This window comes from Rhizobium sophoriradicis (assembly GCF_003939025.1).
Classification (GTDB): Bacteria; Pseudomonadota; Alphaproteobacteria; order Rhizobiales; family Rhizobiaceae; genus Rhizobium; species Rhizobium sophoriradicis.
Genome location: NZ_RQIH01000008.1, coordinates 63,774 through 80,659 on the forward strand (window position 1 = coordinate 63,774; position 16,886 = coordinate 80,659).

17 protein-coding genes and 1 pseudogene are annotated in these 16,886 nt (G+C 60.6%); 7 read left to right on the forward strand and 11 right to left on the reverse strand.

The genetic code is table 11. The features are described from left to right. Positions 1–89 precede the first annotated feature (89 nt). On the reverse strand, positions 90–1,517 hold the full coding sequence (locus tag EFR00_RS14815; protein WP_077988977.1) for a glycoside hydrolase family 15 protein: 1,428 nt from the start codon (positions 1,515–1,517) through the stop codon (positions 90–92). A 247-nt stretch (positions 1,518–1,764) separates the two neighbouring features. Next, positions 1,765–2,109 carry a helix-turn-helix domain-containing protein gene (locus tag EFR00_RS14820; RefSeq protein ID WP_040112376.1) on the reverse strand — a complete coding sequence of 115 codons (345 nt, stop codon included), beginning with the start codon at positions 2,107–2,109 and terminating at the stop codon, positions 1,765–1,767. 182 nt (positions 2,110–2,291) lie between these two features. On the opposite strand from EFR00_RS14820, the gene EFR00_RS14825 reads away from it, so the two are divergent. Further along, positions 2,292–2,930: an acyl-homoserine-lactone synthase gene (locus tag EFR00_RS14825; RefSeq protein WP_077988978.1), complete on the forward strand. Its 639-nt coding sequence runs from the start codon at positions 2,292–2,294 to the stop codon at positions 2,928–2,930. Positions 2,931–3,090: 160 nt separating this feature from the next. Continuing rightward, on the forward strand, positions 3,091–3,816 hold the full coding sequence (locus tag EFR00_RS14830) for a helix-turn-helix transcriptional regulator (RefSeq protein WP_040112374.1): 726 nt from the start codon (positions 3,091–3,093) through the stop codon (positions 3,814–3,816). A gap of 16 nt (positions 3,817–3,832) precedes the next feature. On the opposite strand, the gene EFR00_RS14835 is transcribed toward EFR00_RS14830, so the two are convergent. Next, positions 3,833–4,297, reverse strand: coding sequence for an Lrp/AsnC family transcriptional regulator (locus EFR00_RS14835; RefSeq protein WP_077989156.1), 465 nt, complete (start codon positions 4,295–4,297; stop codon positions 3,833–3,835). A gap of 125 nt (positions 4,298–4,422) precedes the next feature. Here EFR00_RS14835 and alr point away from each other — a divergent pair, with 125 nt between their 5' ends. The 3 genes and pseudogenes from alr (at position 4,423) to EFR00_RS14850 (ending at position 7,945) form a co-directional block, all read left to right on the forward strand. Then, positions 4,423–5,556 carry an alanine racemase gene (gene alr / locus EFR00_RS14840; protein WP_040112373.1) on the forward strand — a complete coding sequence of 378 codons (1,134 nt, stop codon included), beginning with the start codon at positions 4,423–4,425 and terminating at the stop codon, positions 5,554–5,556. 30 nt (positions 5,557–5,586) lie between these two features. Continuing rightward, the gene (locus EFR00_RS14845; RefSeq protein WP_040112372.1) at positions 5,587–6,855 is read left to right on the forward strand and encodes a D-amino acid dehydrogenase; all 1,269 of its coding nucleotides are present in this window, start codon (positions 5,587–5,589) and stop codon (positions 6,853–6,855) included. Between the two features lie 84 nt (positions 6,856–6,939). Continuing rightward, positions 6,940–7,945 (forward strand): annotated as a pseudogene (locus EFR00_RS14850) (helix-turn-helix transcriptional regulator). 86 nt (positions 7,946–8,031) lie between these two features. Here EFR00_RS14850 and aptA read toward each other — a convergent pair. Beyond that, a complete protein-coding gene (aptA, locus tag EFR00_RS14855; protein WP_009996450.1) occupies positions 8,032–9,366 on the reverse strand; it encodes an omega-aminotransferase AptA in 1,335 nt (444 codons plus the stop codon). 142 nt (positions 9,367–9,508) lie between these two features. Here aptA and EFR00_RS14860 point away from each other — a divergent pair, with 142 nt between their 5' ends. Continuing rightward, positions 9,509–10,057 (forward strand): cupin domain-containing protein, encoded by a 549-nt coding sequence (locus EFR00_RS14860; RefSeq protein WP_009996449.1) that lies wholly within the window; start codon positions 9,509–9,511, stop codon positions 10,055–10,057. Positions 10,058–10,145: 88 nt separating this feature from the next. Here the strand turns inward: EFR00_RS14860 and EFR00_RS14865 are convergent, their stop codons facing one another. The 3 genes from EFR00_RS14865 to EFR00_RS14875 all read right to left on the reverse strand — a co-directional run bounded on the left by EFR00_RS14865 (position 10,146) and on the right by EFR00_RS14875 (position 12,856). Continuing rightward, complete coding sequence (locus tag EFR00_RS14865; RefSeq protein ID WP_077988979.1) at positions 10,146–11,333, reverse strand: hypothetical protein; 1,188 nt, start codon at positions 11,331–11,333, stop codon at positions 10,146–10,148. A gap of 285 nt (positions 11,334–11,618) precedes the next feature. Further along, on the reverse strand, positions 11,619–12,065 hold the full coding sequence (locus EFR00_RS14870; RefSeq protein ID WP_010059935.1) for a DUF5086 family protein: 447 nt from the start codon (positions 12,063–12,065) through the stop codon (positions 11,619–11,621). A gap of 5 nt (positions 12,066–12,070) precedes the next feature. Continuing rightward, the gene (locus EFR00_RS14875) at positions 12,071–12,856 is read right to left on the reverse strand and encodes a pyrroline-5-carboxylate reductase (RefSeq protein ID WP_086156624.1); all 786 of its coding nucleotides are present in this window, start codon (positions 12,854–12,856) and stop codon (positions 12,071–12,073) included. Between the two features lie 290 nt (positions 12,857–13,146). Here EFR00_RS14875 and EFR00_RS14880 point away from each other — a divergent pair, with 290 nt between their 5' ends. After that, positions 13,147–13,986 carry a hypothetical protein gene (locus tag EFR00_RS14880; protein WP_077988981.1) on the forward strand — a complete coding sequence of 280 codons (840 nt, stop codon included), beginning with the start codon at positions 13,147–13,149 and terminating at the stop codon, positions 13,984–13,986. 12 nt (positions 13,987–13,998) lie between these two features. Here the strand turns inward: EFR00_RS14880 and EFR00_RS14885 are convergent, their stop codons facing one another. The 4 genes from EFR00_RS14885 to EFR00_RS14900 form a co-directional block, all read right to left on the reverse strand. Then, positions 13,999–14,193 (reverse strand): hypothetical protein, encoded by a 195-nt coding sequence (locus EFR00_RS14885; protein ID WP_096764145.1) that lies wholly within the window; start codon positions 14,191–14,193, stop codon positions 13,999–14,001. Between the two features lie 126 nt (positions 14,194–14,319). Further along, complete coding sequence (locus EFR00_RS14890; RefSeq protein ID WP_077988983.1) at positions 14,320–14,904, reverse strand: TadE/TadG family type IV pilus assembly protein; 585 nt, start codon at positions 14,902–14,904, stop codon at positions 14,320–14,322. 1 nt (position 14,905) lies between these two features. Continuing rightward, positions 14,906–15,436: a TadE/TadG family type IV pilus assembly protein gene (locus EFR00_RS14895; RefSeq protein WP_077988984.1), complete on the reverse strand. Its 531-nt coding sequence runs from the start codon at positions 15,434–15,436 to the stop codon at positions 14,906–14,908. Further along, entirely contained in the window at positions 15,433–16,797 is a 1,365-nt protein-coding gene (locus EFR00_RS14900) for a TadE/TadG family type IV pilus assembly protein (protein WP_077988985.1), read from the reverse strand. The genes EFR00_RS14895 and EFR00_RS14900 overlap by 4 nt, the downstream gene beginning before the upstream one ends. Positions 16,798–16,886 lie beyond the last annotated feature (89 nt).

Below are 16,886 nucleotides of genomic sequence, written 5' to 3' on the forward strand. Positions count from 1 at the left end.
CTCCATTAATCCCGGAAAGCCGATCAGGGCTTTGCGAACCATGCCGTTCTGGACTCGATCGAGATTTCAGGCCCTGCGGCCTTCAATCGTCATGATTTCGGGCCGCGAGAGTTTCGGGGCTTGGACTTGGCGGCTGGCGCGGCGGCGCGGGCTCTGACTGCCGAGAGGAAGGAGGCATAGCTCCAGGTCAGATTCCGGACGCTTTTCTCGTAGCCAACGGTTCCATCGAACTGTTCGCTCAGCTCATAGTGATCGCTGTGATAGACGATGGCGCGCAGCATGGCGTCAGACGAAGCCCGCAAGGCAGCCGACGCGTCGGCGGCGCTGCTGGATGCGCCAAGTCCCAGTCCCGCGAAGAAGGGTTCGGAGAACTGATCGAGGGGGATGGCGCCGCTGGCATCGATGGCATTGGCAAGCCGATATTGAAACTCGGCGAAGTTGGCGGTGCACAGAGCCCAGGGATGTCCGCCGGCAACCGGAGCTGCCACATCGCCATCGTAATGGTCGCCCGGATAGCGCCCGAAGAGTGGTCCGAGCCCGTTGGCCGCGTCGGCGCCATTGACCGGGTAATAGGTCGAAGACGAAGGATCGGCCCACTGGCGCCGCAGGATGGCCGCCGTTGCCAGAAGCTTGGTATCGGTTGGCTCGATCCCGCCATAGCAGACCGAAGAGACGATATCGATGTTCGCGTCGTAACCGGCTTGCTCCGCGGCATCCAGAATGCTCACATAGAGTTGCCCGTTCCAGTGGGTTACCAGCTGGGTTTCCAGCCAGGAGATGGCATCCGACACCCCGGCAGGCACCGCAATGCCGATCGTGTTTGTGGAAATTTCGCGGAAAAAGCGCAGCTGTACGGCTCTTGCGAAAAACGAATAGCCCTCATATTCCTCCCAGAGATTTGTGGTCTTGTTCTGGTAAACTTCGAGAAGATAAGCGAGGTTGGCCTGGACCAGTTGTTTGGCGATCGTCTGCGTGGCGCCATCCAGCTGATCGAACAGGGTCAGGATCGCAATCGACTGAATGGCCGGCCCGTCATTCTGCTCCGACCACGGACGAACCTCGCCGGTGATGGTGAAGCAGGCGTGGCCAAGTGTGACGGTGTCGGAATTCTCCGCATTCGCCTGGCAGAGCGCGGCGAAGTTCACGTAGTCGACCAGGCTTGGCAATACTCCGCCCGGAACGGGCAGCAAGCCGGCAAGCGCGATCTCTATCGCAGTAATCGCCCCGTCGCGAACCCAGTTGAAAACATAGTCCTGGTCCACCCCGGGCGTGTTCGCTGGATAGGAGGGTGCGGCGATGACGCAGCCCGGGGCCGAAAAGACGCCGGGCGATGTGGGATCCTCGATGACATAGCCATCGCTGGTGATGTTGCGCATCATCAGAAGAGAAAAATAGCGCGACAATGCGACCAGATCGGTCTGCGCGAAGGCAGGCCGTGGTTTGACCGTAGGCGCATTGGCGCCGATATGGGCCGGGTTCGCACCCGTCATTGACTGACTCCAAAGCGCAACTGTCATTGACTGACTCCAAAATCGGTTGAGACTTGCCGGGGTCGCGGAAAAATTCCGGACCCGGATGAGCGAAATATTGCGGCCGAATGGGCGGCGAGCGTGAACACAAGGCCTCTGCGGAGGGCTGGATGATTGGCCATCCTGCCCTTGCTGCAATTGAACCTTTAGCTAGAAAGATCGTCGACGATCTGCCATTTAGCAACCTGAAGCTGTTGACCTCAGGTCAATTAATCTCGGAGAATTGCGCTTGGCGTTACGCATGCTCCGGCGGGATGGATTCGACCAGGCCGACGAGATTGGACCGTGTTGCCGCAGACCGGTTGCGCAACGCCAGAACCATTTGCAATTCCGTGGCGGAAATCGCGCTGTTCCTATGCCAGTCCATTGTGCCGCGCCCGAGCAGCAGCCAGTCGAGGGAGACATCCAGCAGGTCGGCGAGCGCGCAGGCGCTTTCCAGCGAGGTATGTCCGCCATTCTGCCAGCGTGAGACCGCGGCGACGGACACGTCCAGTTCGGCCGCCAGGGCGTGAACTTTCCGGAACTTGCCGCGGGATATCGCCTCTCGAATACGTCTGCCGCGTGCCATGTCGTGAGTCATCAACAATCCTCCCCGTTGTTGCGTTAAAATTGGCAATTACCAAGAGCTTTCGATCGACGAACATCAGAAACTTCTTATGGAAGGGGACGGCAAAGCCAAGCACCGGTCAACCTGGTGAAATATCCAGATTGCGCCCGCTCGGCCTCCTGTTGTGAAACGTCAAAACATCAGGAGGGACGGATATGTTGCGGATACTCACCAAAGACATGCTCGAGACCGATCGACGGGCTTTCGATGAAATGTTTCGGGCTCGCGCCGCTGTTTTTCGCGATCGGCTGGGATGGCAGGTCGATGTCCGGGATCAATGGGAGAGGGACCGATACGACGAGGCCGAGGATCCCGTCTATCTCGTCACGCAACGACCTTCCGGCACGCTGACGGGTTCGCTGCGCCTGCTGCCGACCACCGGAGCGACGATGCTCAAAAGCGAGTTCCGGCATTTCTTCGATCAGCCTATCGACGTCGATAGCCCGACGACCTGGGAATGTACCCGCTTTTGCCTTCATCCGCATGCCGGACACATGGAGCAATCGCGCGCAGTCGCCACGGAACTGCTCTCAGGGCTTTGCGATCTTGCCCTCGACACCGGTATCGAGAGCATTGTCGGCGTCTATGACGCCGCGATGGTTGCTGTGTACCGGAGGATCGGCTGGAGGCCGATGCCGCTTGCCCGATCCCGGCCCGAGATCGGCAAGCTGTATGTTGGCCTATGGGATGTGACGGCGGACAATTGTCGGACACTGCGGGCCAACCTGTCCCGACTTCTGGAGCAAGCCTCTCCCTATCCTGCCGGAGCCCTTGTCGATGGCGGCGTGGGGTAAGCTCAGTCGCGGTCCCGCCGCCCAGCATAGGAGATCTCGCGAGCTCTTTAACCTGTTCTTCACATCGCGTCATGGTTGCTAAAAAAGTATCTGTTCTCGGTAATCGCGAAATGTTACCATGGCGAGCAGTTAAGAAACAACGCAATCACGAGTCCATCTCATGCTGAGCAGTTCTCGTTTTTTCTACTGTCTGGACCGGATCTCCGCATCGCCGACATTGCAGGATCTGGAAGCAGCGCTGGATGAAGTCCGCCACATCTATGCGATATCGCATATGGTTTTGCACGTGACCCGCTCATCGGGGGCGACGGTCAGCAATCCATTGCTGATGCTGACCTACCCGCCCGAGTGGGTGAAGCAATATCGTGCCCGGGATTACTTCAGCATCGACCCCGTCGTACGTCTCGGCCGACGTGGCTTCCTGCCCGTAGAGTGGTCTGCGTCCAAATGGGATTCGGGCAAGGCCTATGGCTTCTTCAAGGAGGCGATGGCCTACGGCGTCGGCCGGCAAGGCGTTACTCTGCCGGTGCGGGGACCTCAGGGGGAGCGATCGCTGTTTACGGTGACCTCCAATCACCCCGACACCTATTGGCGGCAGTTCCGTATGGACAGCATGCGCGACCTCCAGTTTCTCGCCCATCATCTCCATGACAGGGCCATGGTGCTGGCCGGCATGAGGGAGATTGCGGATGTTCCGCATTTGTCGCGCCGCGAACTGCAATGTCTGGAGATGACGGCCAGCGGCTTTCTGGCAAAGCAGATTTCCGCCCGGTTGTGCATTTCGATCAGTGCGGTGCAGCTCTATCTCGCCTCAGCGCGCCGGAAGCTGACCGTTGCCACCACGAGCGAGGCGGTCGCCAAGGCCACGGCGCTGGAGTTGATCTAGGCTAGCGGATGGCGGTTCAGCGCCTGCCCCGCGTGCGCGTCGCCAGAACATTGCGGATCGAGAAGCTGGAATGAATCCGGAGGACGCCGGGCAGGGTCGACAATACCTCCTTGTGAATCCGTTCGAACTCGCCCGCACTGGCAACCTCCACGCGCAGCAGGTAGTCAGATCCGCCGGTCATCAGAAAACATTCGCGGATTTCCGGATGCCGACGCACCGCCGCTTCGAAGCGATCGAGATGATCCTCCGTCTGCCGTTCGAGGGTGATGTTGATGATCACGGCGATCATCTCATCCGCATTGCCGGTATCCACCAGCGCCGTATAGCCGCGAATGACGCCTGATTTTTCCATGATCTTGATGCGTCTGAGGCAGGCCGACGGCGAAAGGCCGATCTCGGCGGCGAGTTTGGCGTTGCTCATGCGCGCGTCAAGACGCAACAGCCTGAGGATATTGCGGTCGACCGTGTCGAGGGCGGGCATGACGGTTTCCTTCATATCTTGGCTGATTATGCGAATAATGTGCAATATGCGCAATATTAAGCGACAAAATCATCGGCAATTTCGCTCATTGTTTCATAAGCTGCTGATATCGAGATGGGGTGGACATGGATAGCGATATTTTGGTTTCCCGCGCACGCACCGCTACGATCACGCAGGGAGCCACGGGCTATCTGACGATCGATCTTGCCGCGCTCGGCCGCAATTATTCGAAGCTTGCATCGATGCTGGCGCCGGTCCGCGCGGGAGCCGTCGTCAAGGCCGATGCTTATGGCCTCGGCGCCGAGCGGGTCGCCCAAACGCTCTACGATCAGGGGTGCAGGCATTTCTTCGTCGCCCAGTTCGTCGAGGCCGTAAGGCTGCGGCCGGCCCTTGCTGAGGGTGCTCAGATATTCGTGCTGAACGGCTTGCAGCCCGGCAACGAGCTCGCCTGCGCCGAAAGCGGCATTATTCCGGTTCTCAATTCGCTCGCGCAGTGGCGGCAATGGTCGGCGACCGCGCGTCGGCTGAAGCGCAGCCTGCCGGCCGTTCTGCAGTTCGACACCGGCATGTCGCGGCTCGGTTTTCCCTGGGAAGAGCGAGCCGAATTGGCGGCAGCCATCCGCGACGGCGTCAATGTCGAAATCCTGTTCATCATGAGCCACCTGGCCTGCGCCGACGAGCTGGAGAGCAGCCAGAACGGCGAACAGATTGCCGAGATGGCGCGCATTGCCGATGAATTTCCCGGCTTCGATATCTCCTTCGCCAATTCCGGCGGCGTCTTTCTCGGCGATGCCTATCATGGTGTGCTCGCCCGCCCGGGCATCGCCCTTTATGGCGGCGCACCGAATGCCGGCGGCAACAACCCGATGGAACCGGTCGTCAGGCTGGATGTCGCGGTCGTGCAGACGCGCACCGTACCTTCAGGCGCCAAGATCGGTTATGGCGGCGCGCATGTGACGCGCAGGCAAACCCGCCTCGCCACCATCGCCGCCGGTTACGCCGACGGCCTGCCGCGCAGTCTCGGCGACCGCGGCGCCGTTTATCACAAGGGCATCCGTCTGCCGATCGTGGGGCGCGTGTCGATGGACAGCACGACCGTCGACATCACGGCTTTGCCCGAAGGGGCGCTGAGCCTCGGCAGCCTCGTCGAAGTGCTTGGTCCCAACCAGACGCTCGATGACGTGGCTGGCGATGCCGGAACGATATCTTACGAAATACTAACCGGTCTGGGCGATCGTTACGACAGGCAATATTGCTGAGAGCCGGCCGGCATTGTTCTTGAGGAAATCATGAAAGTCATCGTTCTGGGTGCCGGCATCGTCGGCGTCACATCCGCCTATCAGCTGGCCAAATCAGGTCATGAGGTTACCGTCGTCGACCGGCAATCGGGGCCGGCGCTGGAGACGAGCTTTGCCAATGCCGGCGAGGTCTCCTTCGGTTATTGCTCGCCATGGGCTGCCCCCGGCATTCCTGCCAAGGCCATGAAATGGCTGGTCATGAAACATGCGCCGCTCATCCTGCGCCCGAAACTCGACATGGCCATGCTCGCCTGGATGACGAGGATGCTGTCCAACTGCACCTCCGAGCGTTACGCGATCAACAAGAGTCGCATGCTGCGCCTTGCCGATTACAGCCGCATCGCGCTCGCCGAGCTTCGCGCCGAAACCGGAATCGCCTATGACGAACGCATGCAGGGAACCCTGCAGCTGTTCCGCACGCAGCAGCAGCTCGATGCCTCGGCGAAAGATGTCAAGGCGCTGGCAGCCGACGGCATTCCCTATGAGGTGCTGGACCGGGACGGCTGCATCCGCGTCGAACCGGCGCTAAGGCACGTGCGCGACAAGATCGTTGGCGGCCTTCTGACGCCCAAGGACGAGACCGGCGACTGTTTCAAATTCACCAATGCGCTGGCCGCCAAAGCCGAAGCGCTCGGCGTCCGCTTCGCCTACGGCACGACGATCAAGGCGCTGGACGTCGAAGCCGGCCGGGTGCGCGGGGTCGTCACCGCTCGCGATCCCGATCGCGAGCGCGAACGGATGAGCGCGGACGCGGTGGTGGTTGCGCTCGGCAGCTATTCGCCACTGCTGCTCAAGCCGTTCGGCATCAGCCTGCCGGTCTATCCGGTCAAGGGCTATTCGCTCACCATCCCGATCACCGACGCCTCGCGCGCGCCGGAATCGACGGTCATGGACGAAACCTACAAGATCGCCATCACCCGGCTCGGCGAACGCATCCGCGTCGGCGGCATGGCTGAAATCTCGGGCTACACCAACGATCTCGGCCTCGCCCGCCGCAGCACGCTCGAGCATTCCGTCACCGATCTTTTCCCCGGCGGCGATGTGTCCAAGGCCTCCTTCTGGTCGGGTCTGCGCCCGATGACACCGGATGGCACGCCGGTCATCGGCCCGACGAAGATCGTCGGCCTCTTCCTCAATACCGGTCACGGCACGCTCGGCTGGACAATGAGCACCGGTTCGGCAAGGCTCATCAGCGACCTCGTCTGCGCCCGTACGCCTGAGATCGATGCGCGGGATCTTGCGGTCAGCCGCTACGCGTGAAATCCTGCCGAGGTAACGCAAAAAAGAAGAGATTTTATTGGAGAGAATCGATTATTACTCGCGGGAATAATCGTGAGGTCGTGAATGTCCGTTAGTTCCGATAGGCACTTCCTTTATCCGGCAGTGCAAAGCCCGTCGTTTTCGGAAACGGCATACACCGGAACAGACCCGGATGCCCTGTCGGAAATATTGTCGTCATCGGCCTCTCCGATCAAGGCTGCGGCGCAAGCCAATGCCTCCATTGCATATCGATGCAATTTCGTCTCGGCGGGAGATCTGTCCATAGCCGACTGCGCCTATGAGGGCGCGATCTCGCTCAGGCGGGAGGCGCCGAACAGCAAAGTGATCATATTCCTGCCGGTGGAGGGAGATGCGGTCTTTCGATGCCGGGCAGGAGCCGATCCATTCAGGTCCAGGTCGCGGCACCATTCTGGGAGCAGGTCGCGCCACCGGCGCCCGCCTGCTCGGCCCTCGCCGTCATCTCGGTTTGTTCGTCGATCAGGAGAGGATCAACCGGCATCTCACCCATATGTTCGAGCGAATGATCACCGGTGACGCCGATTTTCATCCCCATATCGATCTGACGGCCGGCCCGGGGCTGTTGTTGCAACAACTTGTTACGAACCTGCATCGCGGACTGGGCGGGGGCGGGCTGCTGCAGGAGTCGCCGCTAGCCGTCAGCGCGCTCTGCGACGCGACGGTCTATCTGCTTCTCGAGGCCTTTCCGAATCGCTATTCGGGCGAACTGACGCTTCCGGCGCCGGCGCCGGCTCCGCGCCATGTGAAATGGGCCATCGATTTCATGCATGCTCACATCGCCGAACCGATCTCGCTCAGCGAGATCGCGACGGCAGCCAAGGTCAGCATTCGTACTTTGCAGCAAGGTTTCCGGCAGTTCAGGAGTACCACTCCGATCGCCTACCTCCATGAAATCCGAATGGCCGCTGCCCATCGCGACCTGCTCGAATCCGGTGCGAAGCAGGCCGTCGCCGATATCGCGCTCAGATGGGGATTTACCCATCTCGGGCGTTTCGCCGCCGAATACAGGAAGCGCTTCGGTCATCTGCCATCACAGACCCTGAAGCGCTGAACTCCGCCTCGGCGTGCCGGATGGTTCCATCGGCGACGGACCGAGCATCCGATCGCCGACGGGAATTGCGGGCGCCGGATGCAGATCTAGGCCGCGCGTTTCAGAGCGTCCGCAAGCGTCGAGACGAGCGTGTCGATCTGGTCCTTCTCGATGATCAGCGGTGGAGACAGGGCGATGATGTCGCCGGTCACGCGGATCAGCAGTCCATTGTTGAAGCAGTCGACGAAGACGTCGTAAGCGCGCGTTCCGGGAGCGCCATCACGCGGCGCCAGTTCGATTGCGCCGACCAGTCCGAGGTTGCGGATGTCAACAACGTGCGCGAGACCTTTCAGTGAGTGGAGGGCTTCCTGCCAATAGTCAGCCAACTCGGCTGCGCGGGTCAGCAGCCCTTCTTCCTCATAGATTTCGAGGGTCGCGAGCCCGGCGGCGCAGGCGACCGGGTGGCCGGAATAGGTATAGCCGTGGAAGAGCTCGATCGCATTTTCCGGTCCGACCATCAGCCCGTCATAGACCTTGCGGCTGGCAAAGACCGCGCCCATGGGAACGGCGCCGTTGGTGAGGCCCTTCGCCGTGGTGACGAGATCGGGTACGACGCCGAAGTAATCCACCGCAAAAGGCGTGCCGAGACGGCCGAAGCCGGTGATGACCTCATCAAAGATCAGCAGGATGCCGTACTTGTCGGCGGTGGCGCGCAGCTTCTCCAGATAACCCTTCGGCGGCAGGACAACACCGGCCGACCCCGACATCGGCTCGACGATGACGGCTGCGATGGTTTCGGCGCCGTGCAACTGCACTAGGCGCTCGAGATCATCCGCCAGTTCGACGCCATGGGCGGGCAGCCCCTTCGAAAACGCGTTCCGCCCGATGTCGAGCGTATGGCGCATGTGATCGGCCGGGATCTGCGGGAAGACCCGGCGATTGTTGACCAAACCACCGACGGAAATGCCGCCGAAGCCGACACCGTGATAGCCCTTTTCGCGGCCGATGATCCGGGTGCGCGTACCCTGGCCGATCACGCGCTGGTAGGCGATGGCGATCTTCAGGGCCGTATCGACCGATTCCGAGCCTGAGCCGGTGAAGAAGACCCTGTCGAGCTTGGCGTCAGCCCCGCCCGGTGCGTTGGCGGCGAGCTTGGCAGCGAAGTCGAAGGCGATCGGATGCCCCATCTGGAAGGTCGGCGCATAGTCGAGCGTGGCAAGCTGCCGCTCGACTGCCTGGGCGATCTTCCTGCGGCCGTGGCCGGCGTTGCAGCACCAGAGCCCGGCCGTGCCGTCCAGCACCCGGTTGCCATCGACGTCAGTGTAATACATCCCTTCCGCAGCGGCCAGCAGGCGCGGCGCGGCCTTGAATTGCCGATTGGCGGTGAACGGCATCCAGAAATTTTCGAGTACGGGCGCGTTCGTCTTGCTGATCTGGTCCATCCTGGCCTCCTTTGAAATCGCCCGGAGAATGGCAATTTCCATCCTTCAAACAAGTCCTTTTCTTTGGTGATGCAAGTTATTGAAATTTAACAACGAACAAGATAGGTTTTGCGATATTCTGGACAACGCAAACGGATCCATCATGTCAGTCGACATCGGCAGCCGCCTTCGCCATCTGCGCCTCGCCCACAAGCTTTCCCAGCGTGAGCTCGCCAAACGCACCGGTGTACCGAACTCGACGATCTCACTGATCGAATCGAATGCCTCCAATCCTTCGGTCGGAGCGCTGAAGCGAATCCTCGACGGCATTCCGATCGGGCTGGCGGAGTTCTTTGCCTTTGAACCGGAGCGTCCGAAAAAGGCCTTTTACGCCGCCGAGGAACTGGTGGAGATCGGCAAGGGTGCCATTTCCTACAAGCAGGTCGGTGAAACCCTGTTCGGGCGCAGCCTGCAGATGCTGAAGGAATGCTACCAGCCGGGTGCCGACACCGGAAAAATTCCCCTTGTTCACGAAGGGGAGGAGGGCGGGATCGTGCTCTCGGGAAGACTCGAGGTCACGGTTGACGACGAACGGCGTATCCTTGGACCGGGAGACGCTTATTATTTCGAAAGCCGGCGTCCGCATCGGTTCCGCTGCGTCGGACCGGTGCCCTGTGAGGTTATCAGCGCCTGCACGCCGCCGACCTTTTAGCGCAATTCAGAAGAACAGCGCAGTCGTTTCGGAAGGATGATCCCGAAGGCGGATCGGTAAGGACCCGCCTTCGGCAGTTGATCTTGACTTAGTCGTTCGCCGATACCTTGACGCCGAGAACCGTAGGAATGGTGTTGGGCGCACCCATGGCAGCACCGACAATCATCGGCACCGGAACCGGCTTTTCCGGAGCGGCGCTGATCGTCAGGCTCTTCGGGCCGTCGAGATAGGTGTTGAGGGCCGCCGATATCTGGTTTTGCAGTTCCGGCATGTTGAGTTGCGCCATCATCATCGGAACCAGCGCCTTCAGCGATTGTGCCAGTTCGTCGCCCGTGACGCCCTGCTTCGTGCCGGCATAGTCGAGCGCCTTTTTGGTGATCGAGGCGTCGTCGAAGCGGATCGAGGCGCTGTTGAACGTCAGCTGCTGCATCAGCCCCATCATCGCAAGTCCAGCGGCCTGGTTGGCCTCTTCCTTGTTCGGATTGGCTTCGGCTGTCTTGACCGCCTCCTGCAGCGACTTGATGAAGCCGAGCGTATAACCGGAGAAGTCGACGGCGAAGTTCAGCCGGCCGACATTCTTGAAATCGAAAGCATATTCGTCGAGGACAACCTTGCCGCTTTCGACTTCCCAGCTTCCCTTCATCGTCATGGTGCCGTCGAGCGTCGTCAGTCCGAGCTTCTCGATGGCCTCCTTCGCAGCCGCGTCCTCGACCTGCGACAGGTCGGCCTTGAAGCCGGCGACGTTGGCGTCGTAGGCAAATCCGCCGTCCTGCCGCCCCATGTTTGCCTCGACGCCTTCGATCGCAAGCACATCCTTGCCCTTGATGTTGAGCGCGATCGGCCCGGTGCTGGCGGTTTCATAGAGAAGGATATCGTCCAGCGTTTCGCCGGTCGCATTGGCGGGAATCGTCAGGCCGGTGAACAGAATCTCCTTGGCGGAAAAGCGTCCTCCCTCCTGGCTGATATCGACATCCGGGAAGGAAAGGGTCTTGGCGTAATAGGCGCCGCCTTCTTTTTCCTCCACGCCCTCGAAGGTGAGGTTGCCGATCTTCAGCGTGTCGCCGGGCACGTTGGCAAATCCCACCTGGACGCCTGTTGCCGTCACCGTGTCGCCGTCGACTTCGGCCTTCTCGAAGGTGATGACGGTGCCGCCGGCATTGGTTGCGGCGCTGAGCTTCTTCATCATATCGGCGCCGTCGAGGGCGAGCGCCGGGCCGGCCAGCGTCAGGAACGCGGTGCTGGCCATCATCAGGTGGAAATTGCGCAGATGCTTCATGGAGATGTCCTTGTGTTGAAAGGTGATGCGGGGAAATTCATGGAATATGCCCCGCCGCGCTCTGCTGGCAGAGCGGCCGGGACGTCACGGTTCGTCAGATCAGCTAATTGGGGGTGATGTGATCGGGATCGGCTGAAACCGGCAGGCCGGAGAAATTCGGCCACCCCGCCGCCGGCGGCCGGGCGAGGATATTTTCTCTAGCAAAAGTAGTTTCGTGACTCATCGTCAGAGGTAAATTGCATTTCTGCGATTATTGCAACCGTGATTTTCGATGGCGGCGCGGAATCAGTCAGGCTTGCCTGCGATGCCGACGCATTCCAGGATCGTCGTGCGGCAAACACCCGCCTCCCTCTCTGAGCGAGGCTGCGCGCGCCAGTTCTGGTCGGCGATCCGGAATTCAATATCCTTATAAAAATAGGTCCTGGCCTTTTGTCGCGAGCGGCTCCTGTTCAACGCATCGGCCGTGACCACGACATGGGTGGCAAGGCGTTTGAATTGCCACGGCGGCGTGCGTCGCTCCTTCTCGATCACCTCGACGTGGTAATAGGGATCGTCTTCCCCTGGATCGGGAGCCTTGTGGACGGTGGCCCAACGGACGGTCCGTGGTGACACGGAGAGGATGATGACGGAAATGGTCGGTCGCTCCAGCGGTTCTGCGCGCGCCCAAATCGTCTGGCCCAAAATCGTGGCAACTGTGAAAAGGACGGTAAGGGATTTTCGCTTGAGGTGCATGCGCTTCAGTTGTTGCGGCCCTCGATGCGAGCGAGCACGCCATCGAGCGCTGCGGTCAGCGCAGCAAGGCCGCCCTGCTTGTCGACGTCGGAAAGAACCTGCTCGTTCAATCCGCCCTTGGTGGCGAATTCGCGGCTCAGCGCGCTGAACGGCTCGGTGCCTGGGCTGTTGGCCTTCTGCGCCAGACTTGCGAAAAGCGGCGCGATGTAGGCATTTGCTTTCGGCCTTTCCAGGCCGCTTTTTTCCAGCCAGACGGCTACGGTTTCCATGATGCCGAAATAGGTCGACATCATTGCGCTCGCCGCCGCGAGCAGATCGTATTCCTTTTTCGACTGGCACTGGACGGCGGTTCCGAGCGTATCGAACAGCGCCGCGACGGCGGCATCGGGCGGGAGAATGGCGGTGACGCCTTGGCGCTGCGCGACGAAGGGCAGGGGGATGGCCTGGACGAGGTGCACGTCGGTGCCGATCCAATGGAGAAGCGCCTGGCGCTCGGTCGCTGCAACGAGGCTGACGACCACCTGGCCGGTTCTGAACGAAAGCGCCCGTACGACCTCCTCGGCGATCTGCGGCCGGATCGCCAGGAACACCATGTCGCTGCGATCGACGACAGTCTGGTTGTCCCCGGCGATCCTGACGGCGGCGAACTCCTGGGCCAATGTCGCGGCAATGTGCGCGCTCCGCGGCGATACGTGGATCTCGGAGGCGTAGGCCGGTGCGGCCAGAAGCCCGCGAACCATCGCTTCGGTGATCGCGCCGGTGCCGACAAAGCCAATGCTGTTGATCATCACCTTTTTACTCCGCAGCCCGCAGCGGTCCGATTTGGTCGACACGCTGTTGACACACATGGTCGTCAGTCGACACGCAGCCGACAAAGAATAACAGAAGCGGCTGGAGCCGACGAGTGGAACCGCGCGCTTAGCGCACAGCAAAAGTGGAGCGCCGGACACTTTCGAAGTTGATCACGTCCGCCTTGCGGGCGCTGCCCGCATCGCCTGCGGCGATGATCCCGCTTTCGTTTCGGGCGTCTTATGTTTACAAGCGGAGGCTGTAAACATACGACCGAACGGAGGCATCGATCTTGCATATCCTGCGTCGCTCGCTCTTGGGGTCCTTGTGGGCCATGATCGGCTGGAAACCGGCTTTCGCCGGGGAAGCGAGCCCGGAATCGGCGATCCGGGAGGAGGCGTCCTCGGTGACGCCCCGGCATGTTCTGTGTTTCCTCGGGAAGGATCGCGACCTCAGCCGCTTGTCCGAGGCAGCAGCCCAAGCGATTCGGGACTTCGCCGATGGATTCAGCGTCGACGAGGAATATTCGCAGGCAGAACCGGATGATCGCATGAGCCGATCGTTCGATGTCTGCTGGGATCGGGTCGAGGCCGATGTGTGGAACGAGGCGGATGAGAAAGCCGTCGCCGATCATCAGTCCGTCCTCTATGTGCTCGGGCCGAGCATGGCGCAGGCGGAGACGGTGAAGGTGTCGATGACCGCGCTGCGTCTCGTCGAGCGACTGATCGCGGCGGGAGCGGTGGCGGTCAAAGGCGAAAGCGCCGGCATCGCCCATGGCCTCGATCGATGGAGAGCGCTGATCGGCCAAGGTGCGGAGGCGGTGAAAGCGGCAGATCCGCTCGCCCAGCAGCGCATCGGCCGGCTCGCTTTCGCCAAGCGGCCGCTCTCGGCGCGGGGATATCTGGAGAGTGTCGGCTTCCATCTCGTCGGGTTGCCGGAAGTCTATGTGCCGGAGACCGCCGGCAGTGAAAGGAAGGTCGTTGCCATTATGGATGCGGTTGCCGACGAGATTGGCGAGCAGGGGCTCGATCCGACGCTCAAGGCGCGCGGGGCCAGGCTCTCGTTCGATTCCACCTATGAAGTGGACGAGTTCAAGTTCAATCCCTACGGCATCGTCAAGCTCGCCGGGTGAGCCTCGTTCCACTCAGTAAAGGCTGTAGTGATAGTCGTAGCTGCGCAGCCAGAGCCGGGGCTTCTTCGGCCCGTCGAGATTGAGCTGCAACAGATTGCGCGCATGAGCAGTGTCGACGACAGCATGGGAACTCGCGATCGCGGCCAGCAAGATCGGCACGACGGCAGACAATTGCCGTATGCCGCCGGAACCTCTTCCTGCCGTCATTTCAAGTTCCTCATATTCACGATCATGCATTGCGATTCACTGGAAAAGCCGATCCCGCCGAGCGGCCGAAGCAATGCATCATTGTCGGCCCGGCGACAATGATCTGAATGGCGGGCAGCCTGCGGCTCAATTGTATTTGATCGTGTCGCTGACCCTGGGACGCGTGAAGAAATGGTGGTCGAAGCTGTAGCTGTCCATTCCCGTGAAGTTTGAAAAGAATGCCGAGACGGGCGTCGTCAATCGATATTGCACGCGGGTCAGCACCACCTGCACCCCGGTCTCCTGTATCTTTTTCGGTATGTCGATGGCGCTTGCCGTGCCGGAAGCAAGCGGCGAGGTGTTGAACGCGGCCGACCAGTTGACGGTTGCCTTGCCGCTGTTGTCGACATCGTTGACCGTGACCATAATGGTCAGCCCAGTGGTTTCATAGGGCTGCAGGATGAAGCTTGCGCCGGAGAGAAGCTTAGTGACGTCGGTCTTCGCCCAGGTGCTCTGCTGGGCGATCATGTCGCTCGTGCTGGAAGCGATCTCGTCTATCTTGCGGCTGACGGTCAGGGCATGGCCGAGATCGACGGTGCCGAACAGCAACACGATCAGGATCGGCAGCACCAATGCGAATTCCACGCCGGAAGCCGCCGAACGGTCGCGAGCGAGCCGGCGGATACGGGACATGATGAAGCTGATAAGGGGGAGGCTTCGTTTCATCATCATGTCAGAAGGGCTCGTTGCGGAACAGAGCGGACGATCCGAGGAGATAGCTGCCGTCGGAAAGCTTGGCGCTCGACAGGCTGAAGAAGTTGACCGTGGCTCCCCAGGGCAGGAATGCCTGCACCAGAATGTAGTCGCTGCCCTTGCCGATATCGTAGGTCTCGGTGACGGTGAGCTTGCCGCTGTTGTCGATAGGATCGGCGCTGGTGGCGGAAGACAAGTCGGAAAGCACGCTGACCTTGACGACGAGACCGCTGGAGCAGCTGAAGGCCAGAAGCATGTCGTCGCAGATCCTGCTCTTGAATCCGGCCAGTGTGATCTTGGACGAGGCGACCTCGCCGGTGCGGATCATCCGGGAGATCTTGTGAACCGAAGCGTCCAGCGCGGAGTTGACGAAGAACATCAGCGACACTTCAATAATGCCGAATATCATGATGAAGAGCGGCAGGGCCAGGATCGCAAATTCGATCGCGGCCACCCCCTTGCGATCGCCGAGCAGGCGGCGAAACGGCGCAAAGCGTTTTCTTGCGGTCATTGAGTCAGCCGGACGGAAGAGAGATACTGGGTAAAGAGCGTCGACAGGCCTTCCGTGATCTCAGACGACGACGATGCCGAGATGAACAGGCTCTTCGACGATGCGCAGCCGGCAAGCGCATAGGGGATGTAATCCCGCCGCGTGATGCTGCTCGAAACGCCGCTGTCCATGGTGCCGCCCCAGGTGCTCTTCCAGTTGGCGCTGGCCATGGTCGAGCCGACGGTGGCGTTGTAGCCCCAGTCCGAAGTGATCGGCAGATATTCGGTATAGAGCACCGCCATCGTATTGGACTGGTTCTTCAGATAGCCGCACCACTCGGGATTAAGCGGCGCCACCTTATTCCAGTATGAGCCGGGAATCGCCTTTCCCTTGCTCCATACCACTCCGTCGGTGACCCATTCGCGCTGCGACTGCACGCCGTCCGTCAGCAGGAGAACCAGCTTGAGCGGCGAGCCTGAGGTGGATCCGTCCCCTCCGGCGCCGACTTTCTGCTTGAGCGTTGCAAGCGATACGTCGAAATAGGTGGCGGCCTTCGAGGTCGAGCTGGTGAGGCCGTAGCTCGCGTCCGCCAAGCGGGTACGCGCCGTATCCGTGCTCAGCGTCGGGGTCAGAACTTCGGTGAGCGTATCTCCCAGGCTGTAGAGTCCGACCTTGATCCGTTCATGATTGGCGTCGGATTCGTCGATCATGTCGAGCACTTCGCGGACCGCGTCGCCGGCGACATCGGCACGCAGTTTTATCTTCTTTTCCGAGCTGTATTCATAGTTGTTGGCATATTTCTTCTTGCCGATCGTGTGCGCGTCGCCAGTGTGGCAGGCGAACTGGCATCCGATGCCGGCATACATCGTCGCCTGGCCCGATGTCGTCGCCGCCAGGAGCATCGAGGGCGAGGTGTCGATGACGATATAGACGTTGAGATAGGAGGTGGCCGGTCCCTTGACGGCGCTCGCCACGCTGACGTCGACGCTCTCGATGTTGGCGATCTTCATGAAGGTGGTCGGAACGGTACCGCTCGCCGTCGCCGTGATGTTGTGGTTGGCCGTATCGATCTCGATCTCACCCAACGAATAGCTGTTGTCCACCTGTGCGTGGAACCAGTCGGAAACCTTCTTCTTGAGAGTGTCCGCGTCCTCGACATTGTCGATCTGTTTGACCGCGGCGATCAGGGCTGCATCGAGGTCGCTCTGCATCCTCTGCCGGACATTGTAGCTGCGGATGTAGTCGAAACTTGCGCCGACTGCGACGAGCATCGGCACCAGGCTGAGGGCAACGACGATCGCGACATTGCCGGTTCTGTCCGTTCCGAAACCGCGAAGCGTGTGCAAGCATCGACCCAATGAAGATGAAAAAACTGACTTCAAAAAACCACCAAACGCCCGGAAATAAAATCGTGATGGCAAGATGTTTCAACGAAGCTTAAGTCTTTGTTAAATCTTGTGAGTTCCAGCGA